Source organism: Arenibacter aquaticus (genome assembly GCF_003957295.1).
Taxonomy (GTDB): Bacteria; Bacteroidota; Bacteroidia; order Flavobacteriales; family Flavobacteriaceae; genus Arenibacter; species Arenibacter aquaticus.
Genome location: NZ_RQPJ01000005.1, coordinates 407,161 through 419,996, shown reverse-complemented (window position 1 = coordinate 419,996; position 12,836 = coordinate 407,161). Strand labels below are relative to the sequence as shown.

General features: G+C 40.7%; 6 protein-coding genes. All 6 read left to right on the top strand.

Going from position 1 to position 12,836, the window contains the following annotated elements:
- Positions 1 to 102: 102 nt before the first annotated feature.
- The 6 genes from EHW67_RS11210 (at position 103) to EHW67_RS11185 (ending at position 12,756) form a co-directional block, all read left to right on the top strand.
- Positions 103 to 3,030 (top strand): hypothetical protein, encoded by a 2,928-nt coding sequence (locus tag EHW67_RS11210; protein ID WP_126162463.1) that lies wholly within the window; start codon positions 103 to 105, stop codon positions 3,028 to 3,030.
- Between the two features lie 208 nt (positions 3,031 to 3,238).
- The gene (locus EHW67_RS11205) at positions 3,239 to 3,853 is read left to right on the top strand and encodes a hypothetical protein (protein ID WP_126162462.1); all 615 of its coding nucleotides are present in this window, start codon (positions 3,239 to 3,241) and stop codon (positions 3,851 to 3,853) included.
- Positions 3,854 to 3,855: 2 nt separating this feature from the next.
- Complete coding sequence (locus EHW67_RS11200) at positions 3,856 to 4,050, top strand: hypothetical protein (RefSeq protein WP_126162461.1); 195 nt, start codon at positions 3,856 to 3,858, stop codon at positions 4,048 to 4,050.
- Between the two features lie 943 nt (positions 4,051 to 4,993).
- On the top strand, positions 4,994 to 8,200 hold the full coding sequence (locus EHW67_RS11195) for a SusC/RagA family TonB-linked outer membrane protein (protein WP_126162460.1): 3,207 nt from the start codon (positions 4,994 to 4,996) through the stop codon (positions 8,198 to 8,200).
- Positions 8,201 to 8,208: 8 nt separating this feature from the next.
- Positions 8,209 to 10,023: a RagB/SusD family nutrient uptake outer membrane protein gene (locus tag EHW67_RS11190; RefSeq protein WP_126162459.1), complete on the top strand. Its 1,815-nt coding sequence runs from the start codon at positions 8,209 to 8,211 to the stop codon at positions 10,021 to 10,023.
- A gap of 273 nt (positions 10,024 to 10,296) precedes the next feature.
- Complete coding sequence (locus EHW67_RS11185; RefSeq protein WP_126162458.1) at positions 10,297 to 12,756, top strand: hypothetical protein; 2,460 nt, start codon at positions 10,297 to 10,299, stop codon at positions 12,754 to 12,756.
- Positions 12,757 to 12,836 lie beyond the last annotated feature (80 nt).

The following is a 12,836-nucleotide window of genomic DNA, read 5'->3' as shown; positions in this document are numbered from 1 at the left end:
GATATTATCAATGTCCCTTTCCTCCTATTGGGTCGATTGGAAAATCAATAAGACCTATAATTGTGGTTACTTCTGTACTAGATAATCTTTAATCATGAACAAATGAATAGAAATGTAATTGGAATAGCACGACTTGGCCTTTTTTTTGGTTTTATAAATATCGTTATTGGTCAACAACATGTTGCGAATGTACATAACTTATCCATATGGTCCGAGAAACAGAAAGAAGGAGCGTTGGTAGATTGGCTTGTGTCTGAGGTTAAGGACACGGCAGCCGTGTATCGGAATAAGGAATCCAATGAGTTAATCCTTTCCAATGGGCTGCTATCAAGGACTTTTCGCATTACACCAAATAGCACAACAATCGGCTTAAAATTGCTTGGGAACCAACAGGAACTGATACGCGCTGTTAAACCAGAAGCTGTTGTAAATATCGATGGTTTCACAATAAATGTAGGGGGGCTAAAAGGGCAACCAAACCTTGCCTTTCTTTATCCCGATTGGATTGATGGTCTGGAGGCTGATCCTTTGTCCTTTAAATTTTCAGGATTCAAGATTGGGAAACCTGAAAAACACATGGAATGGAAAAGGGTTAGGCACCATGCTCCAGATGTAGAATGGCCTCCCAAAGGGGTGAAACTACAAATGGATTACAAAATGGATAATTTGTTGGTAGAGGATATATTGGCAATGTCACAAGAAAGTAGGCTAGGCCGAAAAGTGATGTACTTTGATGATTTTTCAACCTTATCTCCCGAATTGAGAGTTAGGACGAGCCCAATCAACGAGAGAAGTTCGTTTATAAATGAAGGTAAACCTGGAGAGATCTATACCCCAAACAATTCAGCTGTTTATGCGGAGTATAAATTGGCACCTGGGGTGGGATTGGTGGAGACATCAATAGATCTTGGGACTGATCTTAGTGGTATGTGGGGACCGGGAATAGCATTGCTTTGGAAAGACAGGACAATAAAGTTTAATATGCGACCTGGAAATGAATCGGGGGTTCAAAACAATGAGGCTTGGAGATTTACGGTTTATGATGGGGAAAGGGAAAATACAAGAGCTGGAGGAAAGGAAAATGTCGACTTTAGTAAGACTTGGTTTTTGCGTATGAGGATTGAAGGGAATAAGGTGTATTGCGAGGCCAGACCTAAAGGTGGTGTTTGGAAAACGTATGAGGCTATAGACTTTGGAAAGGAAGTCGAAGATCCAATGGCGGTAAGAATCGGAAAGCTTGGTAGGCATGCAGAAGGTGTGGATCATGAGGTTCCTGGCCAACTAGTGCGCCTTAAAATAAATGAATTTGGCGTTTATGGAAAAACAAATTCCAGCGAACTGGAGAAAATCAAGGCAAAGTTCAAGGAATTGCAAAAGGTGGTGATATCTGTCAACTACGAATTGTATGATAAGGTGCCGGTGATGTCTAAATGGGTTACAATTCATAATGGGTCGGGAACACCAATAAAGGTGGACAATATTGTATCAGAATTTTTAGGTATCGCTGACCATGACCCATACAGTGGTTATCGTGGTCGTGAAGATTTAAAGGTTAAGCCCAATATTCATTTTGAGACAGATTATGCATTCTCTTCTGGGAAGGTGACTGTCGCCAATGGCCAAACAGTACATTGGGAGGCCGACCAGGATTATGTTACCCAGATATCATGGGTTCAGGATATTCCCAATACCATGAAAATATATCCGGATCAGGGATATCATTATCTGGTTGATGCAGAGGAATCTTTCGAATCAATACGAACTTTTATTCTTCCATATGATTCATATGACAAGGAAAGAAATGGTCTTGCTTTAAGAAAAATGTACCGTACTATTGCGCCTTGGGTAACTGAAAACCCAATGATGTTCCATTTAACCAAATCGGGATGGGATGAGTTTAAAATGGGGATAGATCAGTGTGCGGAGGTGGGTTATGAAATGCTCAATTTTTCCTTTGGTAGTGGATTTAATCCAGAAAACGAGAGCGAGGAGAACTATAGGCAAATGAAAAAATATGTGGAATATGCAGATAGTAAGGGGATTAAAATAGGCACATATTCCTTACTTGCCTCAAGGAGCATAAGTGAAAAGGATGATGTAATTAATCCCAAAACAGGCAAAAGGGGAGGGTTTGCCATCTTCGGCAATTCTCCATGTTTGGGCAGTGAATGGGGGCAGGATTATTTTAGAAGAATGTATAGAATGTTTAGCGAAACTGGATTCATGACCTTTACGCATGACGGTAGTTACCCTGGTGATGTATGTGCCTCTGAAGATCACCCTGGACATACCAGTCTAGGGGATTCACAGTTTAAGCAGTGGAAAATGATTTCCGATTTTTACAAATGGTGCAAAGCCCAAGGAGTATATTTACGCGTCCCTGATTATTATTACCTGTCGGGGTCCAATCAAAGCGGGGTAGGTTACCGGGAAAATAATTGGTCTTTACCCAGAAGGCACCAGTTAATCCATACAAGGCAGAATATTTTTGACGGCACATGGGAAAGTATTCCGACCATGCGTTGGAGCTTTATTCCTTTGGCGCAATATCACGGTGGTGGCGCAGCGGCTACTATTGAACCATTAAATGAACATTTGGATCATTATGAAATGATGCTTGTTAGCAATATTGGGATGGGTATACAATCGGCCTTAAGAGGCCCCCGATTGTACGATACCCAGGAAACCAAGAATATGGTAAAGGGCGTGGTTGATTGGTATAAGGGCTATCGTGATATATTGGAAAGTGATATACTGCACTTACGCCGTTCAGATGGACGGGATCTGGATTATATGATGCATGTTAATCCTCAACTTAAAGAAAAAGGATTCTTGTTGGTTTTCAATCCTACGAACAATATTATCAAGAAGAAAATAACCGTACCCTTGTATTATACAGGTATTACACATGTTGCCAATATTCGTGAACAGGAGGGGAAGAGCAGCCCTATGAAGTTAAACCGCAATTATGAAATAGAACTTGAGGTAGAGGTTGCTCCTAATTGGTATAATTGGTACGTGGTTGAATAAGAGGTTAATTTTTTTATGATGGAAGTTTACCGGAGAATTGGGGAAGCCAATATAGTAATTTATGGTTGGTGAATCTATTGTAGGGAGTGGACCCCAAAGCTAGCACCATGGATGGATTTACCAAAGTCCATTGTAATGAACGTTTATCTAAAATGAACAACTTTTTTATTATCCAATAAAGTAATTTGAATATGAAAAAAAGATATTGGTGCTGTTCTTAACATCAGTTTTGATTTACAGCTGTAACAAAACAGAAAAAGTCAATCTGTCATTTGACGGGGAGTTATTGGCAAAAAATGTTATAAGTTTACAAGGGGAGATTCCGGAGCCCAGTGAAAAGCCTGAATATTCTTGGTATATATCCACAACTAAAGATGGTGAATGGAAAGAATTGCATGGAATATGGACTAACAAAATTGTTTTACTCACTTCATATGCGGATCATTTTTTAAAGTGTGAGATTTCTTATAAGCCCCCAAAAGGCGATTTATTAAAAACAGTTTCGGTAATATCATCCGAGCCTATTGTATTTAATGAAAATACCAATACTGATTGGTTTCAGGAGGCTGGTTTTGGGGTAATGGTACATTATCTAAAAAATGCTATGGTCCCTGATGGAGGAACAGAGGAGTGGAATAAGGTGGTCAATAGTTTCAATGTGGAAAATTTTGCAAGTCAGGTCCACGAGGCAGGAGCTGGGTATGTAATGTTTACCTTGGGTCAGAACTCTGGTTATTACTGTTCACCCAATACCACTTTTGATAAGGCAGTTGGGGTAGAACCGGGGAACTATGTTCAAAAAGGGATTTGCCAAAGGCTTTGATTATGGCCTTGGGAAAGTATAACATTCCATTGATTTTGTACTTGCCGAGTAACCCGCCCATAAACAATAAATATGTTTCCGAGAAATTAAGATATACGTTCCAAAAGGATTCAGCCACGAGCCAATTTAATCAACCCATATTGGAAAATATGATTGAGGAGTTGAGTTTGCGCTATGGTGATGGAGTCCAAGGATAGTGGTTTGATGGATTATATTCTTGGAACGATATTAGAAGTACGCGTATGAAGATGTCCCTAAACATAATACAAGTACCCATACCCTTTCTGCAAAGGCGGGAAACAAAAATAGTATTGTAACATATAACAGTGGCTTTGGGAAGATTCATGGGAATACTCTATATGATGATTATACTTCTGGTGAAAAATTCACTATCGACGAATATCCGTCAAGTAGATGGGCGGAAGATGGTATTCAATGGTTTTTATTTACCTATCTAGGTTAAAAATGGGGTGGTCATGGACAACAATTTGTTACTGATTCCTTATTACACCAAGCAGTGAAAATTGTAGAAAATAAAGGTATCTTGTGTCTTGAGGTAGTAACCAATTCCGAGGGGGATATTCTCCCTGGTCATTTGGAACAAATAAAAGCAGTTGGTAGAAAGCTGGGAAAAAATAGGTAATTCAATTGCCTTGCCGGCATAATATTTTTTGATAGACCCATTTCCTTTTAGGGAATGGGTCTTTTATTTGAAATATGACACAGTATATAAAACTCCTGTACCCTTGGTTTTTTGCTATAGTTAATTTTAAAACCTGATTTTCAGGTGTTTAGAGGTGTTTGTTCTATAAAGTTAATTTACGGTGGTTTACGTTGCCAGAGCACAATATTTCCGATGTCCCAATGCTTATTGGGACTTTTTTATGTTTTCAATTCTAGTCCCAATACTCCTTTCAGGTCGATTTAAGGTTAATTGTTTGTTAATGTTGTGAGGGTTCTTAGATACCCTTCATCTGGATGGGTTTCCAGGGTCCGATTAATATAATGTTTAACCAAATAAAAGCGCGTATTATGAAAAAGAAGTAGTTGTCCCGTATAGGGATTAGTGAAACCAATAGTTCCGGGATGGTAAATGGCATGATCATCCCAAAATAATAAGTAACAATCAAAACCTTAAGAATGAAATTAAGAAACTTAAAGAAGCACAAAAAAAGGAGTGTTAGTTGGGTAAATGTATTGCCCATACTTCTTTTGACCATTACATTCATAAATGTTAGGGGCGCCGAGGTAATGACTCCTTTGGAAGTCATCCAACAGACCATAACAGGAACGATCACGGATGCGACTGGGACTCCACTTCCCGGGGTAAACGTACTTTTGATGGGTACTACTATTGGTACCCAGTCCGATTTTGACGGAAATTTTAGTATAACCGCAAATCAAGGGGATATTCTTCGGTTCTCCTATCTAGGGCTAAAGACCAAGGATGTTGAAGTAGGAAACACTTCTATTCTGAATGTCGCAATGGAGGAAGATGTTAATTCACTGGAGGAGGTGGTAGTAGTAGGGTATGGTACTACAATAAAAAGGAACCTAACAAGTTCTGTAGCGGCAGTTACTACAGAGGAGATCCAAGAGATTCCAGCAACTTCATTGAGTAATGCGGTAGCCGGTAGGTTTGCCGGGGTTAATATTAGTCAGGCAGGAGGTAAGCCGGGTAGAAGTTCCGATATTGTTATTAGGGGTGCTACTTCAGGACAGTTTGCCGGTAATAATCAGCCCTTATACGTAATAGATAATATTATATCTTCCAAAGAACTCTTTGATGCTCTGGATGTAAGTGAGGTAGAATCAGTATCCATATTAAAGGATGCAGCATCTGCCGGAGTTTATGGGTCCCGGGCTGCCAATGGGGTTGTGTTGGTAAAAACAAAATCGGGAAAAACAGGCAGTCCCACAATTAACTTTACCTCTACGATCGGTACTACCGAGCCTACCAATGTACCCCCCATGACCAGTGCCTATGAGCAAGCCTTGATCATGGGACAGGTTCAGGATTTTAACAATGTACCTGCCGATGACCCCAATAGGTTCAATCAAACCGAATTGGACTATTTGAAAAACTTGAATATAGGTTCTTTTTTAGACCAGGCCGAAGAAACCCCGGTCCTAAACAGACATGCTGTGACCGTTAATGGGGGTACGGACAATGTAAGGTATTTTATGTCCGGGTCCTACATCAAGGAAACAGGTGCCTTTAGCAATCTGTCTTATCAAAAAACAAACTTCAGGGCGAAGGTGGACGTTGATATAACAGACGACCTTAACGTATCCTTAAACCTTAATACCAATAACGATCAGCGAGAGGAATTTTATTGGAGATGGAACGGGAGTGATGAAGATTTTGGTGATTTCTATAGAACGGCCAATAGAACAGGTCGCTGGGGGCCAGCTGTTCACAATGGGGAATATGTTGCCAATTTTAATGGATGGAACCCTGTTCATTTGGCAGAAGAAGGTGCGGGCTCCAATGATAGAAGCGCCAGGAATATAGGGGCGATAGTCGACGTAAATTATAAATTTCCGTTCCTGGAAGGATTAACGGCAGGATTAACCTATAATAAGTTGAATATCCGGAACGATAGAACCCTCCAAAGAAATATAGTGGAGGACATTACTTTTGGGGTGGACCCCAATAACCGTTTTGTCTTAACCGATGAAATTCTGGGAACTAGACTTCGTAGTGATGATGGCGCCAATTCCAATAGCTTGCAAGAGTCTACTGCGGAGACCAATTCTTATCAATTAAATGCACGCCTAGGATATGAAAATACATTTGGAGACCATTCCGTAAGCGCATTGTTCAACTACGAACAGTATGAGCGGGATGATAAGTCTTTCTACGCCCTTCGTAGAGGCTTGCTCACCCCACTGGTTTCGCAGCTTTTTGCAACCAATCCGGCGGTGGAGAATCAGTTTGCGAATGGAAATGCAGGGGAAACGGGTAGGCAATCCTATATCGGGACCATGGGATACAATTTCAAAAATAAGTACTTCCTAAACTCGACCTTTAGGTATGATGGTTCCGTACAATTTTCGGAGGACGAGCGATGGGGGTTCTTTCCTTCCGTATCCGCGGCCTGGATAATAAGTGAGGAAGGGTTTTTTAAGGATAATTTGGGCTTTTTTGATTTTTTTAAGCTCAGATATTCTATTGGGAACACCGGGAACGATGATGTAACGGGTCAAGGATCTACAATTTTCCCTTATATACAAAACTACAATGTAGGGGGAAGTGGTCCAATATTCGGTACCAATAATGCAATTTCCAGTGCAACTTCCATTGGTGCGGAACCTGACTTGTTTATCACATGGGAAAAACAAACTTCGTATAACTTTGGACTGGACTTTCAGGTATTGGACGATAAATTGTCGACCACCATTGATTTCTTTAAAAATAAGAAAACCGATCTATACGGGAGCAGACAGGTCTTTATCCCTTCATCCTCGGGGCTTACCTTGGGGCCGGTTAACTATGGCGCCATAGATATAAAAGGTGTGGAGGGCTTGGTAACCTATAAGGACAATATTACCACTGATTTTAATTATGAGGTTGGTTTTAATATAGGGTATTCCAAGGCCGTCTATGTAACCCTGGACGAACCGGAAACCAGAAGGCCATACCAGTTGTTGTCCGGCGAGGAAACCAGCAGGATAATGGGGCTCCAAGCAGAGGGTATTATCAGGACTCAGGAACAGTTGGACGACTTAATTGCCAATGGTTATAAAATATACGGACAAGACCCCCAAATTGGAGCATTGTATTTTAGGGATATACGGGGGGCAGCTGCAGTGGACCCAGAAGGCAATACGCCAGACGGAGTAATTGATGATAACGATAGGGATTATATAGGAGCTAGAAGTAACCCTTCTGTAAATTATGGTATACGGTTAAATTTGAGATATAAAAGATTTAGTCTCCTGGCCTTTGGACAAGGATTTGCAGGACATCAAAGATATCAACCGGCCAACAATAGGTTTCAGTTCGCCTCCATAGGCCAATCTTCCCATACCCAGTGGCTCAATGCTTGGACACCGGATAACCCAAATAATTCATTTCCAAGATTTGGTTCCCCTTTTAGTAGCAACGATTCCACTTTTTGGTTGGAGGATGCCGACTTTTTAAGGTTGAAAAATTTGAATGTTGGTTATGATATCCCAGTTTCCCTAGCGAGCAAAGTAGGGGCCGAAAGGATAAATCTTTTTGCCAACGGAACCAATTTGTTCATGATCTACAGTAAGATCAAGGCCTTTGACCCTGAAACCTCGGGAAGGGGTATTCCGGTGAATAGGAGTTATAGCTTGGGAATAAACGTTACATTTTAAAATAAGGTATGATGAACATAAGAAATATAAACAAATTAATGATCCTTTGCTTTTTGGCCCTTACCCAATGTAGTGAAGATCCATTGGATAAGAGACCACTGGGGGCTATCAGTGAAGAGGTAGTATGGAACGATGAGAGTTTGGCCCTAGGATTTTTGAACAATATCTACAGTAGGGCCCTTCCGGGCTGGGCAACTACCGCCTCTCAACTATCGGATGACGCCCATGGCGAAAACGGCTATATGTACGGTGAGGCTCAACCGGGTTCAATGAATATATATTCCGGAAGTTATACAACCATTAAGGATATAAATTTACTCTTGGCCAACATTGGTACGGGTACCATAGACACCGAAGTGCAGAACCTGATGTCTGGCCAAGCCCTGTTTTTTAGAGCCCATTTATATTTTAGGTTGGTTTCCACATATGGTGGGGTACCCATGGTATTGGAGGCGAGGGATAAATCGGACATAGAGGCCTTGCAGGTGCCGAGAAACAAAACATCCGAATGTATTGCGCAAATTTTGAGCGACTTGGATGAGGCGGCAGAACTGTTGCCAATTGCCTATCCCAATGCGGCAGCGGATTACGGAAGAATAACCAAAGGTGCAGCCTTGGCCTATAAAGGTAGGGTGTTGCTGCATTATGCCAGTGAACAGTTTGACCCTTCCCAGGATAAAGGGCGATGGCAAGCGGCCTACGATGCAAACAAGGCTGCGATAAACTTGCTTTCCGCTAATGGAAAAGGGCTGCATCCAAGCTATGAAAATCTTTGGTTCGATGAAAGTGAAACCAATCCGGAGGCAATAATGGTCAAAAGATATACATTAGATCAATCCCACAATAGGGACGCAGGTTGTAGACCTTTTATAGTTGGTACCAATGGGGAATCTTTTGATAAACCAACCAAAAGTCTGGTGGATGCCTTCCCTATGAAAGATGGAAAGGCCATAGATGATCCTAGCTCGTCCTATACCTATGATCCAACGGCCCTTTGGGTGGACAGGGATCCGAGATTTTCCGCTACCATTGCTTGGAACGGTGCCGTTTGGCCGTTGAACAATCCTGCTCCAAATAGGACCAGTGATTTGGAGTGGACTTTTCAGGAAAGTGCCATTGAAGGGCAGGCAGATAGCCGTATTACCCCCACTAGTTTTAATTGTAGAAAGGCTATAGATGGATCCATTGAAGGAGGAGCGGCTAGCTTGTCCTCCCCTACGGATTGGATCGAAATTAGATATGCCGAGGTACTTTTGAACCTGGCCGAGGCTGCAAATGAGGTTGGATTGTCCGCAGAGGCCTACGACATCCTTATCCAAATCAGGGAGCGGGCTGGGATAGAACCCGGTTTGGATGGTTCGTATGGACTTGCAGCGGGAATGGACCAAGATCAATTGAGAAACGCTATAATGCACGAAAGAAGGCTAGAGTTGGTTTTTGAAGGTAAGCGTTCCTCAGACCTTAGAAGAAGAAGAATGTACGAGACCATAAATGGCACCTATCGTCAAGGCTATAGAATTACCAAAACTGCTTCTTTTGATGCCCTTGATCCTTCCGAAGAGATTTTGGACGATCGTATAGCTTTGGAAGAGGGGATAAATAATGGAAGCATAGACCTTAACGACCCAAGTGTATACAACACCTATTTCAATACAGAGTTGAGAAGTGTTGAAAGATTTGGAAATATTGATGACGATGGTAGTGCGATCAACTATTTGGATAGCTATTACTTTTTTGATATCCCCCAGGATGAGCTTAACAAAAATCCAAACCTTGAACAGACCAATGGCTGGCCAGGTGGGACTTTCGATCCTTTACAATAAAATTGTAAAAACTCTTGAGTTGATCATTGTGTTAAATTAGTTTTGAGTTAGTTGTTTATAAAAGGGGCTGAAATTCCTCAGCCTCTTTTTACAATTCAAGACATTTTCTGCCCAAGTTGATAAATGGAAAAGAGCAAATCAAATTAGAATATGGATCGGCTGAAAGCGGTGTTTTCTTAACCAATTAAAAGAAAGTCTTGGTTTTGTGAGCAACATAGTGTTATAGGTTAAAGAATGTAATCAATGAAATTCCCATAAGTACAATATAAAATTATGACTAAATTATTTTGGATATTATTATCTGCAATATGTATAACCGCATGCGTTAATTCTCAGGACAAGAATTTTCTAGAAAATGTTAATTTCAAATTAGCACTGGACAGCCAAGGTAAATTAATGGAGTTAATAGAGAAGGGAACAGGTGAAAACTTATTAATTCCAGGTCACAGTACATCTCTATTAACCGTTCAGTCCGAAGGGGTAAATTATCCCATTACTAGCTGGAAACATGAAGGTGAATTTTTGAAATTGAAGTTCAATAAACCTGGAGCCGAAATTAGCGTTAAAGTTAAGAGTAAAAGTAACTATCTAACTTTTGAAATAGTTGAAGTGAAAACGGATGAATTGATTGATAAAGTTATTTGGGGGCCTTTTAAGGTGCTGCCTTCGGAAAAAATAGGTCAATCAATAGGGATTGCCTATAATGATAGTATAGCCATAGGTTTAATGGGATTAAATCTGAAGAGTCGAGGCGGATTTGAAATTGCAACGAGGGAAAGATTTGGAAATGCTGCTAAGAAAATTGAAGGAGGAGCAAGCTTGACCGGTTTTGTACGTGATCGCTCAAGATTCCAAACTGTGGATAATTGGGAGCAGAAGTTAGGACAGGCAGTTCCTGTCAATGATAGCGATGCTGAAATAGTAGGTGGCAAATTTGCTTTCTATTGTGTGCCTTCCAGTACATTAATTGAGGTTGTGGAGGAAATCGTTTTAAACGAAGAGCTACCCTACATTAAGACCAAAAATGTTTGGAATAAGGTTTCAAAATATTCCAGTTCGTCTAAACTAATTATGTCTTATAATGTTGATAACATTGAAGCTTGTATAGACGTTGCCAAAAAAGCTGGTATTTCATCTGTCTATCACGGAGGCATTTTTAAAACTTGGGGAACTTTTTTACTGGATGAAAAGGACTTTCCCAATGGTTATAAATCGGTTAGGGAATGCTCGGATAAAGCCGATAAACACGGAATAAATTTAGGAGCGCATACTTTAACAAATTTTATCACGACCAATGATCCTTTGGTTACTCCTAAACCTCATCCGGGCCTCGTTTTGGCCGGAATCACAAAACTTGGAAAAAGCATCTCTGCCAATGATAATGAATTGTCATTGCAGGATGAGGAGGTACGCCCGGCATACCATGAACCAAATATAGAAAAAGTAAACCCCAGATGGCGTGAGCATACAGCGGTTAAAATTGGGGATGAAATTATAGTGTACTCTTTTGCAACTGCCCAAGGGGAATTGGTGTTAAAAGAATGTAAACGTGGTGCCTTTGGTACAAAGGCTGTAGAACACAAAAAAGGTGAAAAGGTAAGTCGCCTAATGTCCCATGGTTATAAGGTGTTTTTTCCAGATATTAACTTACAAGATCAAATGGCAAAAAACCTAGCAACGTTCTTTAATGAGGCAAATCTGAAAAGAATTAGTTTTGATGGTATTGAAGGAGGTCTGGCTTCTGGACATGGTAGGTATGGAAGTGATCGTTTTGTAAAGGTCTTCTTTGACCATTTAAAGGATCCACATATTGTTGCCAATTCATCGGATGTAACCCATTTTGGGTGGCATTATTTGGCTAATGAAAGTTGGGGCGAACCTTGGACCTCCGACAATTTCAGGGAAGCACATTTAGAGCATAGATTGAGTGTGCAACAGGCCTTAAAAGAAGACTTGCTACCACGGAAAATGGGGCAATTTAGCATCAATGCAAAAACTACAAAAAAGGATATTGAATGGGTAATGGGACTATGTGCCGGTTATGATGCCGGTGTAGATTTTTACATTAGCCCCAATTTTGAAGAAATTAACAAAGAAGCCGATGCTATCCTATCAGAAATTAATAAATGGGAAAAAGCAAGAATGGAAGGTCTTTTTACAGAAGCACAAAAAGAAAAACTACGGGATCCATATACTTTCTACGGTCTTGAGCAAGATGAAGAAGGCGTGCGATTGGTTTTTATAGAATCATGGGCTCCAGAAGGGGCTACCAACAAGATAGGGGATAATCAAAACAGTCTGCCATCGACGATATTGGAAAACAGGCCGGAAACCCCGGTGTCCAAGGATTATAAGCACAGGAATATGACAACGGAACCAGGACAGCCAACGGCCGCCATTTGGGAGTATCTATGTGCGGTATCCAAGCAAAAATTACAATTTGTAATTCGGCTCCCTAAAGCATCCAATGAAAGTGTAAAGGGTATCTATTTAAAGGCAGGAGCAAAAAAAGTTGAAATACCGTTTATATTGGAACCAGGCGACTTTGTTGTTAATAAAGGCAGCAATACGTATAAACATTTTTCCGAAGACCTAAAAGTTAAGGATGAAGTTATAATAGATAACGGTTATTTATCGGTAACAGAAGGCCTAAACGTCATAGAGTTTGATTACCAGGGAAAAGGAAGGGTGGCAGGTCCTGAAATGATAGTAAATTTCCGTACTATAAAATAGTTGACTAGTCTGCTTATCTCCTTTTGTTTTACCATAGAATAGGAGGAGATACATGGAATAAGGAAAATGCCGGTAACCAA

What these genes read in the sequence shown, in the direction of transcription:
- EHW67_RS11210 (WP_126162463.1), top strand. Translation starts at nt 103, where the DNA reads ATGAATAGAAATGTAATTGGAATAGCACGACTTGGCCTTTTTTTTGGT.
- EHW67_RS11200 (WP_126162461.1), top strand. Translation starts at nt 3,856, where the DNA reads ATGGCCTTGGGAAAGTATAACATTCCATTGATTTTGTACTTGCCGAGT.
- EHW67_RS11195 (WP_126162460.1), top strand. Translation starts at nt 4,994, where the DNA reads ATGAAATTAAGAAACTTAAAGAAGCACAAAAAAAGGAGTGTTAGTTGG.
- EHW67_RS11190 (WP_126162459.1), top strand. Translation starts at nt 8,209, where the DNA reads ATGATGAACATAAGAAATATAAACAAATTAATGATCCTTTGCTTTTTG.
- EHW67_RS11185 (WP_126162458.1), top strand. Translation starts at nt 10,297, where the DNA reads ATGACTAAATTATTTTGGATATTATTATCTGCAATATGTATAACCGCA.